The organism is Rhodoferax sp. GW821-FHT02C08 (assembly GCF_059421805.1).
Map to the genome: position 1 here is coordinate 1 of NZ_JBWKVR010000043.1, position 17470 is coordinate 17470.

Sequence of the window (17470 nt, forward strand, 5' to 3'; positions counted from 1 at the left end):
CTGGGGTACTTGGCTCTCATGGGGCCAGCAGCTTAGCGGAAAGTCAGTATCAAAAAAGATTTTGAACAGGCTCTTAGAACGTAAACACGTTCTAAGACTGACGGCGCTGCTTGAACACCAGGTGCCGTGCCGACAGATAGTTGGACACCAAGCCCGCACAGCTGCCCAGCGCGACACCCAGCACCGCCTGGCCTGGTATGTGGATCCAGTGTAGGGTCGCCACATAGGCCGCGTAGTTCAGCACCGCGCCCCCCAGCATCGACACCATGTAGCGCAGGTACTGCTGCCACACGGATGCCGAGGCATCGGCCTGGAAGGTAAAGCGTCGGTTCAGCCACCAGTTGGTCGTGGCCGCCGCGATGAAAGACAGCACCCGCGCCGCATACCAGCCCATGGCCCAGGCCAGCGCATACAGTACCGCCAGGTCCACCCCCAGACCTATGACGCCGACCACGCAAAATCGCAGAAAGGTGGGGAGCCTGTGCACGGGCCTAACCCGCGGTCTGCAGCGCCAGCCCAGCGTGTTCGCGCAGGGGGTGGAAGTGGATCTTGGGGAAGCGCTCCTGCGCCAGACGCACGTCGTAGGGCGACGTGCATAGATACGCCAGCGTGTCGGCCGCGTCGTGGGCCATGCGCAGGGGGTAGGCGTCGGTGAAGCTGCGCAGCTCGGCCGGGGTGTCGGCGGTGATCCAGCGGGCGCCGGTGTACTGGCAGCTTTCCAGGCGCACGTCGGCGTCGTATTCGGCCTTCAGGCGGTGCTGTACCACTTCAAACTGCAGCTGGCCCACGGCGCCCAGCAGCATGGGGCCGCCGACGTCGGGGCGGAACACCTGGATGGCGCCTTCTTCCCCCAGCTGGGCCAGGCCCTGCTGCAGCTGCTTGGTGCGCAACGGGTTCTTCAAAATCACTGTCATGAACAGCTCGGGTGCGAAGAAGGGCAGGCCGGTGAACTGCAGGCTGGCGCCGTCGGTGATGGTGTCACCCAGCTGCACGCCGCCGTGCGTGGTAAAGCCAATGATGTCGCCCGCATAGGCTTCGTCCACCGCTTCGCGGCGCTGGCTCAGAAAGGTCACCACGCTGGTCGGGCGCAGCTCTTTGGCGGTGCGCTGTACCTTGAGCTTCATGCCGGGCGTGTACTTGCCGGATGCCATGCGCACGAAAGCGATGCGGTCGCGGTGGGCTGGGTCCATATTTGCCTGCACCTTGAAGACCACGCCGGCAAAGGCCTTGTCTTCGGGCTGGATTTCCTTGACCACTGGCTGGCGGTTCACCAGCGTGGTGCTGGTGCGCGACTGGGGTGAGGGGGCCAGGTCCACCAGTGCGTCCAGTACTTCCATCACCCCAAAGTTGTTCACCCCGGAGCCAAAGAACACCGGGGTCTGCTTGCCAGCCAGGAAGGCCTCCAGGTCCCAGGCGGGGGATGCACCCGCAGCCAGCTCCATGCTTTGCTCGGCGGTTTCGAATTCACTGCCGAAGCGTTTGGTCAGTTCTTCGCGGTTGCTCAGGGCAATGGTTTCAAACTCCTGCGGTAGGCGCTCCTTGCCGGAGTCGAACACCGTCATGGTTTGCGTGCGCATGTTCATGATGCCGCCGAAGCTCTTGCCCTGGCCGACCGGCCAGGTCATCGGCACGCAGGGCATGCCCAGTTCGCGCTCGATCTCGTCCAGGATGTCCAGCGGCTCGCGCACTTCGCGGTCCATCTTGTTGACGAAGGTGATGATGGGCGTGTCGCGCTGGCGGCAGACCTCGATCAGGCGGCGGGTTTGCGCTTCGACACCGTTGGCCGCGTCAATCACCATCAGGGCCGAGTCCACCGCCGTCAGCACGCGGTAGGTGTCTTCCGAGAAGTCCTTATGGCCGGGGGTGTCCAGCAGGTTGATCACGTGGTCGCGGTACAGCATCTGCATCACCGACGAGGCCACCGAAATGCCGCGTTGTTTCTCGATTTCCATCCAGTCGGACGTGGCGTGGCGGGTGGCCTTGCGCGCCTTCACCGACCCGGCAATCTGGATCGCGCCCGAGAACAGCAGCAGCTTTTCGGTCAGCGTGGTTTTACCCGCATCCGGGTGGGAAATGATCGCGAACGTGCGGCGGCGGCGGGTTTCAGAGGCGTAAGACAAGGTGTTTTCCAGAGCAGGTCAGGGGCGCTGCCGGTGGGGCAGGCAACCTTAGATTTTAACCAGGGCGGCCGAAAACCTGGCACATACAGGCGCGCAGGCTGCGGGCGCGGCCAAACCGCACAGTTGTGCAGCTGTATGGATCGCAGCCAAGCTGGCATATTGCTTGCATCTCATCTTGGATACAAGTTGGGATGCGTAAAAATGGTGCAAACCGAAACTCTGGAAAGTGGAGCAGCGCTTGGCGGCATGGTCAGCGCAGAATCTGGCGCCTGGGCGGGGGCTGCGGCGGCCTGGCTATCACGCCCCGGCCAGGCCGTGGCAGGGGCGCCCGGCGGGCCGCTCGCCGGCTGGCAATTCGCGGTCAAAGACAATCTGGACGTGCAGGGCCTGCCCACCACGGCGGCCTGTCCGGCCTTTGCCTATACGGCCACGGCCCACGCCGCCGTGGTGCACAAGCTGCTCAAGGCTGGTGCGTCGCTGCTGGGCAAGACCAATCTGGACCAGTTCGCCTGCGGCCTGAATGGCACGCGCTCGCCCTATGGCCCGGTGCCGAATGCGTTTAACCCCGCCTATGTGTCGGGTGGCTCCAGTTCCGGCTCGGCCTATGTGGTGGCCACCGGGCAGGTTGATTTCGCGCTGGGCACGGACACCGCCGGCTCGGGCCGCGTGCCAGCCGGGCTGAACAATATTGTGGGCATCAAGCCGTCCAAAGGACTCATCAGCACCCGTGGCCTGGTGCCGGCCGCGCAGAGCGTGGACTGCGTGTCCATTTTTGCCCGTACCGTCGGCACGGCTGTGCGTGTGCTGGATGCCGCCATGGGTTATGACGCGCTGGACCCGTATTCGCGCGACCTGGACTTGGCCCGCACCGCCTTTCCAGTGCGGTTCCGGTTTGGCGTGCCGTCGCAGTTGGAATTCTTTGGCGACGCTATGGCCGAGGCGGCGTTCCAGCAGGGCATACAGCGCCTGGTGGAGATGGGCGGCACGCCCGTGTCGATTGATTACGCGCCGCTGGCTGCTGCTGCGGCGCTGCTGTATGACAGCGCCCTGGTGGCCGAACGCTATGCCGCCGTGCGCGGCTTTTTCGATGCCCATGCCGACCAGGTGATTGAGCCGGTGCGCAGCATTCTGGCTGCAGGGCAGGGCTATAGCGCGGCCGATGTGTTTGATGCGCAGGTGCGGTTGCGCGCCTACGGGCAGCAGGCCGCGGCCATGTGGGTGGGCAGGGACGCCATCGACCTGCTGCTGGTGCCCACCGCGCCCACCCATTACACGATTGCCCAGATGCAGGCCGACCCGGTGGTGTTGAACCGCAACCTGGGGGCTTATACCAATTTCGTCAATCTGCTGGACTACGCGGCGATCTCTGTGCCCAGCAGCCTGCGGCCGGACGGCCTGCCGTTTGGCATCACCCTGATTGGCCCCTGCGGCAGCGACTGGCAACTGGCCGAGCTGGGCCAGCGCTACCACCATGCTAGCGGCATGCTGCAGGGCGCGCTGGGCCTGCCTCTGCCTGCGCCGCAGAGCATTCCGGGCCTGCAGCCACAGGCGCTGGTGCGTGTGGCGGTGGTGGGGGCCCATCTGTCGGGCATGCCTTTGAACAGCCAATTGACGGAGCGCCAGGCCACGCTGCTGGCCAGCACGCATACCGCCCCCGACTACCAGTTGTTTGCCTTGCCCGGCACCGTGCCGCCCAAGCCGGGCCTGCTGCGCATTGCCCCCGGCGCAGGCACGCAGATTGCGGTGGAGGTGTGGGAAATGCCGTTGGCGCACTACGGCTCGTTCGTCGCGCTGATTCCCGCGCCGCTGGGCATCGGCAGCCTGACCCTGGCCGATGGCAGCACGGTGCAGGGCTTTGTCTGCGAGCCGCAGGCTTTGCAGGGGGCGACGGATATCTCGCACTTCGGCGGCTGGCGTGCCTACATCGCCAGCGGCAGCCTTGCCGGATGATTTTTCAGCGAAAGGCGCGGTGATGACAGAGCAGCAAATCGAAACCTATGTCGACGCAGCCGCCGCCGCGCTGGGCCTGGAGCTGGGCGATGCGCGCCCCGGTGTGCTGCGCTACTACGCCCTGGCGGCGGGCATGGCCGAGCTGGTACAGGCCGTGCCCTTGACGCTGCAGGACGAGTCGCCCATGGCCTTCATCCCTGTTTCGCCGGCTGTGCCCGGAGGCGCGCCATGACGGCCACTACTGCCTGGTGGCAGCAGGATGCTGCCCGCATGGCCCAGGCCGTGGCTGCGCGCGAAGTGGGCGCTACGCAGCTGGTACAGGACTGTCTGGCCCGCATCGCGGCAACCGACGCTCGCGTCAACGCCTTCACCGACTTGGTGCAGACCCGTGCTTTGCAGCGAGCCGCACAGATAGACGCTGGCTTGGTCGACGGTAGCCAGGCCGCATTGCCCCTGCTGGGCGTGCCGTTCGCGGTAAAAAACCTGTTCGACATCGCCGGCCTGCGCACCCTGGCGGGCTCCAAGATCGAGCGCGACAGCGCGCCAGCCACGGCAGATGGCCTGCTGGTGCAGCGCATGGAGGCGGCCGGGGCCATCCTGGTGGGTGCGTTGAACATGGACGAATACGCCTACGGCTTTACCACCGAGAACAGCCACGAAGGCGCCTGCCACAACCCGCACGACCTGGGCCGTACGGCGGGGGGCTCGTCGGGTGGATGTGCCGCCGCTGTGGCTGCTGGCCAGGTGCCGCTGACCCTGGGCTCGGACACCAATGGCTCGATCCGCGTGCCGTCCTCGCTGTGTGGCATCTTCGGCCTCAAGCCCACCTTCGGGCGCCTGCCGCGTACCGGCAGCTTTCCCTTCGTCACCAGCCTGGACCACCTGGGCCCGTTCGCCCGTAGCGTGCGCGACCTGGCCCTGGCCTATGACGCCATGCAGGGGTCTGAAGCAAAAGGCCCGCACGTGGACGCAGGATGTGCGCAACGTGCTACAGAATTTGTAGTGGATGAGCTGGACTTGGGAATCAAGGGCCTGCGCATCGGCGTGCTGGGCGGCTATTTCTTTGATAACGCCCTGCCGGAGGCCCGTGCTGCTGTGGCCACGGTGGCGCAGGCGCTGGGTGCGACGGATACGGTGGAGCTGCCCTGGGTAGAGGCCGGTCGTGCCGCCGCGTTTCTGATCACCAACTCCGAAGGCGCGGCCCTGCATCTGGACAATCTGCGTTTGCGCGCGGGCGACTTCGAGCCCCTGTCGCGCGACCGCTTTCTGGCGGGTGCCCTGCTGCCCGCCGCCTGGGTGGCGCGGGCCCAGCGCGTGCGGCGCCGCTACGCCCAGGCTGCGGCGGAGGTGCTCGGCCAGTACGACCTGCTGCTGGCACCGGCCACGCCCTGCGCGGCGACACCGCTGGGGGCGGAGAGGCTGGACCTGAATGGCCGCGACCTGCCATTGCGCCCGAACATGGGCGTGCTGACGCAACCCATCTCCTGCATCGGCCTGCCCGTGTGTGCGGTACCGGTCTGGGGTGCGCACCCGGCCTTGCCGATTGGCGTGCAGCTGATTGCCGCCCCCTGGCGCGAAGACCTGGTGCTGCGCGCCGCCGCCGTGCTGGAGGCCGCAGGCGTATGCCGTGCGCCGCTCGCATCGTTGTAAGGAACCACCATGACCTATGCCATCAACCTCCCCAGCGTACTGGCCGAAGTACAGGCCGTGTTTGCGCGCTACGAGGACGCGCTGGTCCACAACAAAGTCGAGGTGCTGGACGAGCTGTTCTGGGACAGCCCGCACACCTTGCGCTATGGCGCGACCGAGAACCTGTATGGCTACGCCGCAATCCGGGCGTTTCGCGCCGGCCGCCCGGCCCAGGGGCTGGAGCGCAGCCTGCTGAAGGCCGTCATCACCACCTACGGGCAGGACTTCGCCACAGCCAATGTGGAATTCCAACGCAAGGGCAGCGGCAAGACCGGACGCCAGAGCCAGACCTGGCTGCGCACGCCTGTGGGTTGGCGGGTGGTGGCGGCCCACGTCAGCTTGTTGTGATGCCGGCGGTGCGCGTATGAACAGCAGAGTCCAACACGTGGAGGTGCACCGGGTGCTGTGCAGCGGCCCCGGGGATCTGTCGGGCGTGCAGGCCTTGATCGCCAGCGGGGTCTTGCATCCTGTGGACATCGTGGCCGTGATGGGTAAGACCGAGGGCAACGGCTGTGTGAATGACTTCACCCGTGACTTCGCCTCTACCAGCTGGTGCTACTTTCTCAGTCCGCATCTGGCTTGCACGCCCGCCGAAGTGGGGCAGCGCGTGGCCCTGGTCATGTCGGGCGGCACCGAAGGGGTGCTGTCGCCGCACTGGACGGTTTTCTCGCGCCGCTGGGTGGATGCGGTGCCAGCCCAAGGCAAGCGCCTGGTGGTGGGGGTGGCGCATACGCGCGACTTCCTGCCCGAGGAGATAGGGCGCGCCGCCCAGATTGCGTGCACGGCTGCTGCGGTGCGCCAGGCCATGCAGGACGCCGGCATAGACGATGCGGCTGACGTGCATTTCGTGCAGATCAAGTGCCCGCTGCTGACTGCCGCCAAGGTGCGTGCAGCCCAGCAGCGCGGCACCCAGACAGTTACGCAGGACAGCTATGAATCCATGGGCTATTCGCGTGGTGCCTCGGCGCTGGGTGTGGCCGTGGCCTTGGGTGAAGTGCCGCCGCAGACCGGCGTAGCCGCGGCGGTGTTGGCCGACGGGTCGTTGTATTCGGCCCGCGCCTCCGCCTCGGCCGGCATCGAGCTGGAGGGTAATGTGGTGATTGTCTTGGGCGAGGCCGAGGGGGCTGCGTCGCCCTACCGTATTGCGCACACCGTGATGCGCGATGCGGTGGATGCCGCCAGCGTGCGCCAACTGCTGCGCAGCGCTTTCGGCATGGAGGGGGACGGTACATCGGCCCTGCCAGGCCTGGTCAATCTGCTGGCCAAGGCCGAGGCCAGCCCGGATGGCCTGGTGCGCGGCCTGCGCCACACCATGTTGAACGACTCCGACATTAACGCCACGCGCCATGCCCGTGCCGCCGTGGGTGCGGTGCTGGCATCGCTAGTGGGAAGCACCGCGTTGTATGTGTCCGGCGGGGCCGAGCACCAGGGGCCTGCGGGCGGTGGGCCGGTGGCGGCCATCGTGCGGGTCGGTTCGGCTTGAGGGGCGCTGAATGCGCAGGCATGCATTTTGCGTCCCATCTTGTATCCAAGTTGGAATATCTTCTCGTGCACTATTTTGGTAACCACTCTTCTGGAGAAACGTATGAGCTCTGACAGCCTGAACCGCCGCAAGTCCCTCCAAACGCTGGCCGCCTTGACGGCTGCGGGCACCCTGGGTAGCTGGGCGCCGCGCGCCCTGGCGCAAAAGCCTCTGACCGTGGGCGTGATCTACGTCGGCCCGCGCGACGACTACGGCTACAACCAGGCGCATGCGCAAACCGCTGCCGAGATCAAGAAGCTACCCGGCGTGAAGGTGGTGGAAGAAGAGAACGTGCCCGAGACCTCGGCCGTGCAAAAGACCATGACCGGCATGATTGCCCAGGATGGTGCGAGCCTGCTGTTTCCCACCTCCTTCGGCTACTTCGACCCGCACATCCTGGCGCTGGCGCCCAAGTACCCTGATGTGCGCTTCTCGCACTGCGGCGGCATGTGGACCGAGGGCAAGCACCCGAAGAACGTGGGCAGCTTCTTTGGCTACATCGACGAATGCCAGTATCTGAATGGCGTGATCGCCGGCCATATGAGCAAGAGCGGCAAGATCGCCTTCGTCGCGGCCAAGCCGATTCCGCAGGTGCTGCGCAATATCAACGCCTTCACCCTGGGCGCGCGATCCGTCAAGCCCGGCATCACCTGCAGCGTGATCTTCACCGGTGACTGGTCGATGGCGGTGAAAGAAGCCGAGGCCACCAACAGCCTGGCCGACCAGGGCTGCGATGTGTTCACCATGCACGTGGACGGCCCCAAGGTGGTGGTCGAGACCGCTGCCAAGCGCGGCAAGATGGTGTGCGGCTACCACGCCAGCCAGGCCAAGTTGGCACCGAATGCTTACCTCACCGGTGCCGAGTGGAACTGGTTCACCGCCTACAAGACCATCATCGACGCCGCCCAGGCCGGCAAACCGCACCCCAACTTCCTGCGCGGCGGCCTGAAAGAAGGCTACGTGAAGATGTCGCCCTACGGCAGCATGGTCACCGACGCGGCGAAGAAGCAGGCCGATGGCATCAAGGCACAGATGGTGGCCGATACCTTCGACATCTTCAAAGGCCCGCTGAAGGACAACAAGGGCAAAGAGGTCATTGCCGCTGGCAAGATCTTGAAGCAAACCGATCCGGTGCTGGAGGGCATGAATTACCTGGTTGAAGGCGTGCAAGGCAGCTTCTAAACCCGCACCATGAAAGACATCCTGCTGCCCACTTCGGCGATTGCGCTGGCGCTGCTGCTGTTCGGCGTCTTCGTCTGGTTTGCCGGGGTCAGCCCGCTGGACATGTGGCTGACGCTGTTCAAGGGCGCGTTCGGCGACTGGTTCTCCTGGCAGAACACGCTGCAACGCTCGGCGCCGCTGATGCTCACAGCCCTGTGCGTGGCCTTGCCAGCGCGCGCCGGTCTGGTCATCATCGGTGGCGAGGGGGCTTTGGTGCTGGGCGGTCTGGCCTGTGCAGCGGTGGGCACCATGCTGCCGCTATCGGCGAATCTGCTGGGCACGGTGATCGCCTGCGCCGCTGGCGCCTTGGCCGGGGCGCTGTGGATCATGCTGGCGGGCTGGCTGCGCCAGGCGCGCGGCATCAACGAGACCATCAGCAGCCTGCTGCTGGCCTACGTGGCGATCGGCATCTTCAAGCACCTGGTCGAAGGCGCGCTGCGCGACCCGGCCAGCTTGAACAAGCCCGCCACGCACAGCCTGCCCGAGGGCTTGCTGATCACCGGCATTGCCGGCTCGGATGTGCACTGGGGGCTGGTACTCGGTGTGCTGGCCTGCGTGGCGCTGGGGCTGTGGCTGCGCTGGACGGCCTCCGGCTTTTCGATCCGCGTGGTGGGTGGCAACCCGCGCGCTGCACAGCTGGTCGGCCTGCCCGCCACGCAATTGATTCTGACGGCCTGCGCCCTCGGTGGCGCCAGCGCCGGCCTGGCCGGTGCGGTGGAAGTCGCCGCGGTACACACCAACGCGAATGCCTCGCTGATCGCCGGCTACGGCTATGCCGGCATCCTGGTGTCCTTCATCGCCCGGCACAACCCGGTCGCCATCGTGCCCGTGGCCATTTTGTTCGGCGGCTTCGGTGCGGCTGGCAGTCTGTTGCAGCGCCGCCTAGGTTTGCCGGATGCCTCGGTGATGGTGCTGCAGGGCATTGCTTTCGTGCTGATCCTGGCCAGCGAGGCGCTGCGCGATGTGGACTGGAAGCTGCTGTTTTCCAAGATGCGTAGACCGGCTATTGCTGGTGTGGAGGCCACATGACTGCAGACCAATGGGTGGCTTTGGTGGCCGGAATTGTCGGCGGCGCTTTGCGCGTCGGCACGCCGTTTCTATTCGTCAGCCTGGGCGAGTGTTTGACCGAAAAGTCTGGCCGCATCAACCTCGGCCTGGAGGGCGTGCTGGTGCTGTCGGCGATGAGCGCCTTTGGCGGAGCCTACCTTACCGGTTCGCCCTGGCTGGGCGTGCTGGCCGGCGCTTGCGCCGGGGCCTTGCTGGCGACCTTGCACGGCGTGCTGTGCTCGCTGCCGCGGGTCAATGATGTGGCCACCGGCATCGCGCTGATGCTGCTCGGCACCGGCCTGGCTTTCTACCTGGGCAAGCCGCTGATACAGCCGCAGGCGCCGCAGATTCCGGCCATTCCGCTCGGCGGCTGGAGCGGGTCCAGCGTAGTGCAGTCGGCACTGCAGATCAATGCGCTGCTGCCCATCGGCATCGCGCTGGCGGTGGGCCTGTGGTGGGCCTTTGCGCGCACGCGCTGGGGGCTGCTGGTGCGGCTCGCGGGCGACTCGGCGAATGCCACCCGGGCGCTGGGCTATTCGGTGTCGGGCATCCGCATTGCGGCCACGGCCGCCGGTGGCTTCATGGCCGGCCTCGGTGGTGCGTCGCTGACCCTGTTCTACCCCGGCAGCTGGAACGAAGGCATCTCCAGTGGCCAGGGCTTGATCGCGGTGGCACTGGTGATTTTTGCGCGCTGGAGCCCGCTGCGCTGTGTGGGGGCAGCGATGCTGTTCGGCGGTGCCGGCGCCATCGGCCCGGCGATGCAGTCGGTGGGCATAGGCTGGGGCTACCACCTGTTTAACACCGTGCCCTATGTGCTGACGCTGGTGATCCTCGTCTTTACCTGCAAGCCCGGCAGCGTGGCCGTCGGCAGCCCGGGCGAGCTATCTTCTACAAGGTAAATACCATGGCCTATGTTGCTGCCAACCCCTACGCCTGGCCCTACAACGGCCTGCTGCGCCCAGACAACACCGCGCTGATCGTTATCGACATGCAGACCGACTTCTGCGGCGTTGGCGGCTACGTGGATGTGATGGGCTATGACATCAGCCTGACCCGCGCGCCGATTGCGCCGATTGCCCATGTGCTGGCGCGGCTGCGCCCCTTGGGCTACCACATCATCCATACCCGCGAAGGGCATAGACCCGACCTGTCGGACCTGCCGGCTAACAAGCGCTGGCGCTCGCGGCAGATTGGCGCAGACGGCGTCGGCATTGGCGACGTCGGCCCCTGCGGGCGCATCCTGGTGCGCGGCGAGCCGGGCTGGGAAATCATCCCCGAGCTGGTACCGTTCCCGGGCGAGGTCATCATCGACAAACCCGGCAAGGGCTCGTTCTACGCCACCGACCTGGACATGGTGTTGCGCCAGCGCGGTGTACAGAACATCATCCTGGCCGGCATCACCACCGACGTGTGTGTGCACACCACCATGCGCGACGCCAACGACCGTGGCTATGAATGCCTGCTGCTGTCCGATTGCACGGCCGCCACCGACCCGGCCAACCACCAGGCGGCGCTGAACATGGTGACGATGCAGGGCGGCGTGTTTGGCGCGCACGCGCCATCGGCCGCGCTGCTCGACGTTGTCTAACCCAAGGAACTCCATGGCTGCAGACTCCACCCCTATCGGCGCGCTTCCAACAGGCACCGGCGCTCTGGCGCTGGAGACCTATAACCTGACCAAGCGCTTCGGCAGCTTCACCGCGATGGACAGCGTGTCGATGCGCGTCGAGCCGGGCACGGTGCATGCCTTGCTGGGCGAGAACGGCGCGGGCAAAAGCACGCTGGTGAAATGCGTGGCGGGCTTCCAGCGCGCGGAGGAGGGCAGCATCATGCTCGACGGGCGCGAGCAGGCGATTGCCAATCCCATCGTCGCCCGCAGCCTGGGCATCGGCATGGTCTACCAGCACTTCACGCTGGCGCCGGGCATGACGGTGGCCGAGAACCTGCTGCTGGCCGGCGGCACCCTGCCGGCCGTGATCGACTGGACCGCCAAGCGCGCCGAGCTGAAAGCCTTTCTGGCCACCACACCGTTCAGCCTGGACCTGGATGCGCGCCCGGCCGAGCTGGCCGCCGGCGAGAAGCAGAAGCTGGAGCTGCTGAAGCAGCTGTACCTGAAGCCGCGCCTGCTGATACTGGACGAGCCGACTTCGGTGCTGACGCCGCAGGAGGCCGACGAGGTGCTGGGCCACGTGCGCGCCTTCGCCCAGAGCGGCCAGTGCAGCGTGCTGATCATCACCCACAAGTTCCGCGAGGTGCTGGCCTATGCCGATGGCGTGACCGTGCTGCGCCGCGGCAAGGCGGTGCACCACGGCCGTGTGGCCGGCACGGCGCCACAAATCCTGACGCAGACTTTGGCGCAGGCGATGATGGGTGAAAGTTCAGAGCCAAATAGTGCTCTGGCGCAGGATTTACCTGCGCAACGTGCTACACAAAGTGCAGCAAACGACGGCCCCATCGCATTGCAGGTAGACGACCTGAAAGCCCAGGGCGACCGCGGCACCTTGGCGCTGCACGGCCTGAGCCTGGCGGTGCGCAAGGGCGAGGTCTTGGGTGTGGCCGGTGTCTCCGGCAATGGCCAGCGCGAGCTAGTCGAGGCGCTGGTCGGCCAGCGCCCCCGCCTCGGTGGCCGGGTGCAGGTCATGGGCGAGGACTACGCGGCGCGGCGCGCAGACAACCACCGCCTCAAGGTACGCAGCCTGCCGGAAGAGCCGCTGCGCAATGCCTGCGTCGGCGATCTGTCGGTGGCCGAGAACATGGCGCTGCGCGATTTTGACCAGCCGCCGCTGAACCTCGGCGGCCTGCTGCGCTTCTCCATCTGGCGCAACCGCGCGCGCGACTGGATCCGGGAATACGGCGTGAAGACCCAGGGTGAGGGCGCGCCCATCCGCAGCCTGTCGGGCGGCAATGTGCAGCGCGCAGTGCTGGCGCGCGAGCTGGCCGGTGACATCAATGTGCTGATCGCGGCCAACCCGGTGTTTGGCCTGGACTTTGCCGCCGTGGCTGAAATCCATAGCCGCATCCTCGGCGTGCGGGACCGCGGCGGCGCGGTGCTGCTGATCAGCGAAGACCTGGACGAACTGCTGGAGCTGGCCGACCGCATCGTGGTGATGAGCGAAGGCCGCATCGTGTTTGAAACCCCGGCCGCTACCGCCGAGCGACACGTGTTGGGCGCGCACATGGGCGGCGGGCACGACGACCACAAGGAGGCCGCATGAGCCTGAACATCTCCGCGCTGCCGTTCGACTACCCGCTGGATGTCGCCCGCGCCGCCCTGGTCATCATCGACATGCAGCGCGACTTCATTGAGCCCGGCGGCTTTGGCGAGACCCTGGGCAATAACGTGGCCTTGCTGGAGGCCATCGTGCCGGCCAGTCAGGCCATGCTGGCGGCCTGGCGCCAGGCCGGTGGCCTGGTGGTGCACACCCGTGAGGCGCACAAGCCCGATTTGTCGGACTGTCCGCCGGCTAAGCTGAACCGCGGCAACCCGGCGCTGCGCATCGGTGATGTGGGGAATATGGGCCGCATCCTGATCGCGGGCGAACCGGGGAATCAGATCATTGATGCACTGGCGCCTGTGGACGGCGAGATCGTCATCGACAAGCCCGGCAAGGGCGCGTTCTATGCCACTGGCCTGCACGAGGTGCTGCAAGAGCGCGGCATCCAGCAGCTGTTGTTCATGGGCGTGACCACCGAGGTCTGCGTGCAGACCAGCATGCGCGAGGCCAACGACCGCGGCTATGACGGCCTGCTGCTGGAGGACTGCACCGAGAGCTACTTTCCGCAGTTCAAGGCGGCCACGCTGGAGATGGTGCGCGCCCAGGGCGGCATCGTCGGCTGGACAGCACCCAGTACCGCGGTGCTGCGGGCATTGGCCGCGCTGTGAGCGGGTTATGTCGTGGCTTATGTGGCGCCTGCTAAAGTTTGCCCTGTGCACTCCTTGACTCCAACCCCCACTTCCTCCGCTTCCCCCGCAGAACCCGCTGTACACCGCTCGCGCGCCGAAGAGGTGTATGCCCAGCTGAAACGCGACGTGGCCGAATTCAAGCTGGTACCTGGCGACCGCTTTACCGAGAACGAAATCAGTGAGCGCCTGGGCGTGTCGCGCACCCCCGTGCGCCAGGCGCTGACCCGGCTGCAGCAAGAGGGCTATGTGGAGGTGCTGTTCCGCAGCGGTTGGCGCGTGCTGCCGTTCGACTTCGACCAGTTCGAGCAGCTGTACGACCTGCGCATGGTGCTGGAAACTACCGCCGCGCACCGCCTGTGCGAGGGCAGCGCCGGGGCTGCCGCACCGCACATCCAGATCGACCACCAATTGCTGGACGTGCTGTTTGACATCTGGCTGGTGCCGGTGGCGCAGCGCAGCAGCGACAGCCTGCAGGTCGCGCAGTGGGACGAGGAATTCCATTCCGCGCTGGTGCGCGCGGCCGGCAATACCGAGATGGCCCGGGTGCACCGCGATGTGACCGAGCGCATACGCATCATCCGCAGGCTGGACTTCACCAAGCAGGCGCGCATCACCGCCACCTACGAAGAACACGCCAAGATTCTGAAAGCCATACGCAGCCACCGTGGTGACCAGGCAGCGATGCTGCTGCGCGCCCACATCCAGGCCAGCCAGGCCGAGGTGCGCAAGATCACGCTGCACCAGGTGCACGTGGCCCGCCAGGTGGGGCAGAGCCCCAGTTAAGCTGCCGGCAAGCGCAGCTCGCGGCGCAGTATCTTGCCTACGTTGGACTTGGGCAATGCATCGCGGAAGGCGATGGACTTGGGTTGCTTGTAGCCGGTCAGGTGCTTGTGGCAGTAGGTCAGCACGTCGGCCTCGGTCAATGCCGGGTCACTTCTGACGACAAACACCTTGATGGCCTCGCCTTGTCGTTCGTCGGGGATGCCGATGGCTGCACATTCCACCACGCCAGGGCAGAGCGAGATCACGTTCTCCAGCTCGTTGGGGAATACGTTGAAGCCGCTGACCAGAATCATGTCCTTCTTGCGGTCCACGATGCGTACATAGCCGCGTGCGTCCAGCATGCCGATGTCGCCGGTGCGCAGATAGCCGTCGGCGGTGAAGGCTCGGGCGTTTTCCTCGGGCTGGTGGTAGTAGCCCACGGTAACGTTGGGGCCCCGGATGCAGATCTCTCCCGCAGCGCCAATGGGGAGGTTGTTGCCGTCGTCGTCCTTGATGGCGATGTCCACGCTGGACAGGGGCAGGCCTATGCTGCCGCTGAAGGTCTTGCTCAGCACAGGGTTGTTGGTGCCGACGGCGCAGGTTTCGCTCATGCCCCAGCCTTCAATCATGGGGCAGCCGGTGACCTCCATCCAGCGCTGCGCCGTGCCTTCCGAGGCCGCCATGCCACCAGCCTGGGACACGAACAGGCTGGAGAAGTCCACGGTCTTGAAATCGGGGTGCAGCAGCAGGGCATTGAACAGTGTGTTGACGGCTGGCAGCAGATGGAATGGCCGCTTCTTCAGCACCTGGATGAAGCCGCCGATGTCGCGTGGGTTGGGCACCAGGGTCATGTGCGAGCCCAGGCGCATGCTCATGAAGCACAGCGTCAGCGCGAAGATGTGGTACAGCGGCAGCGCCATGATGCAGTTGACCTTGTTGGTTTCGCCCACCTGCTTCAAGGCCGGCGTGAACCAGGCTTCGGTTTGCAGCATGGCGGCCACGATGTTGCCGTGCGTCAGGATGGCGCCCTTGGACAGCCCGGTGGTGCCGCCGGTGTACTGCAGAAAGGCGGTGGAATCCAGGGTGCAGTTGGCCGGTTTGAAAGGCCGCTTGCGCCCATCCGCCAGGGCCTTGTTGAACGTGGTGACCCGCAGCGTGGCGCTGCTGGACAGGCTATAGGCTGGCACCAGCTTTTTCACATGGCGCACCATGAAGTTGACCAGGCTGCCATAGGCCAGGCCCAGCAGGTCGCCCATGCGGGTCAGCACCACGTGTTTAATGGCGGTGCGGCCCACCACTTCTTCCAGCGTGCGGGCGAAGTTCTCCAGGATCACAATGGTGGTGGCGCCCGAGTCCTTCAGCTGGTGCTCCAGCTCGCGCGGGGTGTACAGCGGGTTCACGTTGACGCAGACATAGCCGGCGCGCAGCACGGCCACCATGGCGACCGAAAACTGCGGGATGTTCGGCAGCATGATGGCTACCCGGGCGCCGGGCTCCAGCCCCTGGGCTTGCAGCCAGGCGGCCATGGCGGTGGACAACGCGTCCAGCTCACCGTAGCGCATCCAGCGCTCCATGCAGACGGAGTAGGGCTTGTCGGCGTTCTGCTTGAAGGAGGTGTTCAGCACCTGCGCCAGCGAGGTGAACTGGTGCACGTCAATGTCATGCGCCACGCCGTCGGGGTAACTCTTCAACCAGCACTTTTCCATGCATTGCTCCTTGGGGAGACCATTCTGGAGTGCCTGGTCCACAGGTGTTACCGGGCTTGTCCTAGTGCGAGGTGGGGCCGCGTCGCCTGGGCGACATGGGCCTCGCGATAGCTTAGGGCTTGGCGGCTACGGGTTTGCCGCCGGCCTTGGGGGCGGACGGGGCCACGGCCGGTGCAGGCGCAGGCGCGGCGCCAATCACTTTGTCCTTGGGCAGGGGTGGCACAAAGTCCACCACGGTCTGCTTGCCGTTTTTCACCTGCACCATGAAGCTCATGCGGTCCAGGTCGCCCTTGTTGTCGAACTCGGTGTACATCAGCACGCCGGGGTAGCGGTCGGTGTTGATCTTCAGGCCCTTCATGGCGGCGGCGACGGCCTTGCGGTCCAGTACGCCGGCTTTCTCGATCGCGGCCTTCATCACATAGACGCCGGAGTAGCCCTTCATTCCGTTGTGGTCGGATACGTATTTGTATTCGCGCTCGAACTTGGCGTTGAACGCCCGCACGGTGGGGATGGGCGCATCCACCGCCAGCCCCACGTGGGCGATGGCACCGTTGGCTGCGTCGCCGGCGAGCTCAATGACCTTCTGGCCGGTCAGTGTGGTTTCGCCGATGATGGGCTTGGTCCAGCCCTGCTTTTGCAGCTCGCGCAGCACGCGGGCGGATTCTTCCTCGTTGGTGTAGACGAACAGCGCGTCGGCATTGGATTGCTTGGCGGCGATCACGGCGGCCGAGAAGTCCAGCTGGCCGGACTCGGTGGAAATCTCGGTCGTCACATTGGTGGGCGAGCCCGCCAGCGCCTTCTTCAGCATGTCCAGCCCGCCCTTGCCAAAGTCGTTGTTCACATACAGCACGGCCAGGTTTTTGCTGGTCTTGGTGATGTAGGTGGCGACCTTGGGCATGGCCGTGGCTTGTGTGAAGCTGGTGCGGAAGATATACGGGTTGCCCTGCTGGGTGATGCCGGCGGCCTCGCCACCTGTCCAGTTGGGCACCTCGGCTCGGCGGCTCTCAGCCATGCTGACCACGATGGAGCCGGAAAACACCGGCCCGAAGATGGCGAACACATTGTTGTCTATGGCTTTTTGCGTCAGTCCCTTGGCGACGCCCGGGTTGCTCTGGGTGTCAGCTGTGCTGCTTTCAATCTTTTTGCCCAGAATGCCGCCATTGGCGTTGATTTCCTTGACCGCTAGCTCCACCCCGTTTTTGAAGTTGGTACCCGCTGTGGCGCCCGCGCCCGACAGCTCCACGATGTTGGCGATCTTGATGGTCTGCTGGGCCCACGATGAGCCTGTTGCCAACAGAGCTGCGAGTGCCAGCGAAGCGGCCGTATAGCGACGTGAAACGCCGGCAATAGAGGATGGAGTTTGCATAGACAGGGGTTTCCTTGGTGCAAGAAAAATGCAGCGTATTGCAACATTTTGTGTCCAAGTCGGCAAGCCATTGCGAGCTAGATCTGCGCAGAATGCGTATGAAAAGTGCCTGATTAGCTACCTGCCTCAGAGTATCGAAGAACAGTCAATGGAAGTGGCCGGGTCGTCACAGCCGCGCGCAGC

At 65.5% G+C, this 17470-nt stretch carries 16 protein-coding genes; 12 read left to right on the forward strand and 4 right to left on the reverse strand.

The features are described from left to right. Positions 1 to 91 precede the first annotated feature (91 nt). Both AC07VY_RS26035 and AC07VY_RS26040 read right to left on the reverse strand, forming a co-directional pair. Positions 92 to 487 carry a GtrA family protein gene (locus AC07VY_RS26035; protein WP_495100048.1) on the reverse strand — a complete coding sequence of 132 codons (396 nt, stop codon included), beginning with the start codon at positions 485 to 487 and terminating at the stop codon, positions 92 to 94. A gap of 4 nt (positions 488 to 491) precedes the next feature. After that, the gene (locus tag AC07VY_RS26040) at positions 492 to 2120 is read right to left on the reverse strand and encodes a peptide chain release factor 3 (protein ID WP_495100049.1); all 1629 of its coding nucleotides are present in this window, start codon (positions 2118 to 2120) and stop codon (positions 492 to 494) included. Between the two features lie 201 nt (positions 2121 to 2321). Here AC07VY_RS26040 and atzF point away from each other — a divergent pair, with 201 nt between their 5' ends. From atzF to AC07VY_RS26100, 12 genes are all read left to right on the forward strand, one after another. Continuing rightward, positions 2322 to 4070 carry an allophanate hydrolase gene (atzF, locus tag AC07VY_RS26045; RefSeq protein ID WP_495100050.1) on the forward strand — a complete coding sequence of 583 codons (1749 nt, stop codon included), beginning with the start codon at positions 2322 to 2324 and terminating at the stop codon, positions 4068 to 4070. Between the two features lie 22 nt (positions 4071 to 4092). Next, complete coding sequence (locus AC07VY_RS26050) at positions 4093 to 4302, forward strand: AtzG-like protein (RefSeq protein ID WP_495100051.1); 210 nt, start codon at positions 4093 to 4095, stop codon at positions 4300 to 4302. Further along, positions 4299 to 5720: an AtzE family amidohydrolase gene (locus AC07VY_RS26055; RefSeq protein WP_495100052.1), complete on the forward strand. Its 1422-nt coding sequence runs from the start codon at positions 4299 to 4301 to the stop codon at positions 5718 to 5720. The genes AC07VY_RS26050 and AC07VY_RS26055 overlap by 4 nt, the downstream gene beginning before the upstream one ends. A 9-nt stretch (positions 5721 to 5729) precedes the next feature. Next, complete coding sequence (gene hpxZ / locus AC07VY_RS26060) at positions 5730 to 6107, forward strand: oxalurate catabolism protein HpxZ (protein WP_495100053.1); 378 nt, start codon at positions 5730 to 5732, stop codon at positions 6105 to 6107. Between the two features lie 16 nt (positions 6108 to 6123). Beyond that, positions 6124 to 7242 (forward strand): cyanuric acid amidohydrolase, encoded by a 1119-nt coding sequence (gene atzD / locus AC07VY_RS26065; protein ID WP_495100054.1) that lies wholly within the window; start codon positions 6124 to 6126, stop codon positions 7240 to 7242. Between the two features lie 102 nt (positions 7243 to 7344). Beyond that, entirely contained in the window at positions 7345 to 8463 is a 1119-nt protein-coding gene (locus tag AC07VY_RS26070; RefSeq protein ID WP_495100055.1) for a BMP family ABC transporter substrate-binding protein, read from the forward strand. A 9-nt stretch (positions 8464 to 8472) separates the two neighbouring features. After that, positions 8473 to 9531, forward strand: coding sequence for an ABC transporter permease (locus tag AC07VY_RS26075; protein WP_495100056.1), 1059 nt, complete (start codon positions 8473 to 8475; stop codon positions 9529 to 9531). After that, entirely contained in the window at positions 9528 to 10448 is a 921-nt protein-coding gene (locus AC07VY_RS26080) for an ABC transporter permease (RefSeq protein ID WP_495073983.1), read from the forward strand. Before AC07VY_RS26075 ends, AC07VY_RS26080 begins: the two co-directional genes overlap by 4 nt. Before the next feature lie 5 nt (positions 10449 to 10453). Further along, positions 10454 to 11137, forward strand: coding sequence for a biuret amidohydrolase (gene biuH / locus AC07VY_RS26085; RefSeq protein WP_495100057.1), 684 nt, complete (start codon positions 10454 to 10456; stop codon positions 11135 to 11137). A gap of 13 nt (positions 11138 to 11150) precedes the next feature. Next, positions 11151 to 12764 carry an ABC transporter ATP-binding protein gene (locus AC07VY_RS26090; protein WP_495100058.1) on the forward strand — a complete coding sequence of 538 codons (1614 nt, stop codon included), beginning with the start codon at positions 11151 to 11153 and terminating at the stop codon, positions 12762 to 12764. After that, positions 12761 to 13432 carry a cysteine hydrolase family protein gene (locus AC07VY_RS26095; protein ID WP_495100059.1) on the forward strand — a complete coding sequence of 224 codons (672 nt, stop codon included), beginning with the start codon at positions 12761 to 12763 and terminating at the stop codon, positions 13430 to 13432. Before AC07VY_RS26090 ends, AC07VY_RS26095 begins: the two co-directional genes overlap by 4 nt. A 45-nt stretch (positions 13433 to 13477) precedes the next feature. Beyond that, on the forward strand, positions 13478 to 14236 hold the full coding sequence (locus AC07VY_RS26100; RefSeq protein WP_495111406.1) for a GntR family transcriptional regulator: 759 nt from the start codon (positions 13478 to 13480) through the stop codon (positions 14234 to 14236). Here AC07VY_RS26100 and AC07VY_RS26105 read toward each other — a convergent pair. After that, on the reverse strand, positions 14233 to 15921 hold the full coding sequence (locus AC07VY_RS26105; RefSeq protein WP_495100061.1) for an AMP-binding protein: 1689 nt from the start codon (positions 15919 to 15921) through the stop codon (positions 14233 to 14235). The two genes, AC07VY_RS26100 and AC07VY_RS26105, sit on opposite strands and share 4 nt — an antisense overlap. A gap of 112 nt (positions 15922 to 16033) precedes the next feature. Beyond that, positions 16034 to 17287, reverse strand: coding sequence for an ABC transporter substrate-binding protein (locus AC07VY_RS26110; RefSeq protein ID WP_495100062.1), 1254 nt, complete (start codon positions 17285 to 17287; stop codon positions 16034 to 16036). Between the last annotated feature and the right edge of the window lie 183 nt (positions 17288 to 17470).

Coding starts and splice junctions, on each gene's coding strand:
- AC07VY_RS26110 (WP_495100062.1), bottom strand. CDS start 17,287: ATGCAAACTCCATCCTCTATTGCCGGCGTTTCACGTCGCTATACGGCC.
- AC07VY_RS26050 (WP_495100051.1), top strand. CDS start 4,093: ATGACAGAGCAGCAAATCGAAACCTATGTCGACGCAGCCGCCGCCGCG.
- atzF (WP_495100050.1), top strand. CDS start 2,322: ATGGTGCAAACCGAAACTCTGGAAAGTGGAGCAGCGCTTGGCGGCATG.
- biuH (WP_495100057.1), top strand. CDS start 10,454: ATGGCCTATGTTGCTGCCAACCCCTACGCCTGGCCCTACAACGGCCTG.
- AC07VY_RS26055 (WP_495100052.1), top strand. CDS start 4,299: ATGACGGCCACTACTGCCTGGTGGCAGCAGGATGCTGCCCGCATGGCC.
- AC07VY_RS26105 (WP_495100061.1), bottom strand. CDS start 15,921: ATGGAAAAGTGCTGGTTGAAGAGTTACCCCGACGGCGTGGCGCATGAC.
- AC07VY_RS26095 (WP_495100059.1), top strand. CDS start 12,761: ATGAGCCTGAACATCTCCGCGCTGCCGTTCGACTACCCGCTGGATGTC.
- AC07VY_RS26075 (WP_495100056.1), top strand. CDS start 8,473: ATGAAAGACATCCTGCTGCCCACTTCGGCGATTGCGCTGGCGCTGCTG.
- AC07VY_RS26090 (WP_495100058.1), top strand. CDS start 11,151: ATGGCTGCAGACTCCACCCCTATCGGCGCGCTTCCAACAGGCACCGGC.
- atzD (WP_495100054.1), top strand. CDS start 6,124: ATGAACAGCAGAGTCCAACACGTGGAGGTGCACCGGGTGCTGTGCAGC.
- hpxZ (WP_495100053.1), top strand. CDS start 5,730: ATGACCTATGCCATCAACCTCCCCAGCGTACTGGCCGAAGTACAGGCC.
- AC07VY_RS26080 (WP_495073983.1), top strand. CDS start 9,528: ATGACTGCAGACCAATGGGTGGCTTTGGTGGCCGGAATTGTCGGCGGC.
- AC07VY_RS26070 (WP_495100055.1), top strand. CDS start 7,345: ATGAGCTCTGACAGCCTGAACCGCCGCAAGTCCCTCCAAACGCTGGCC.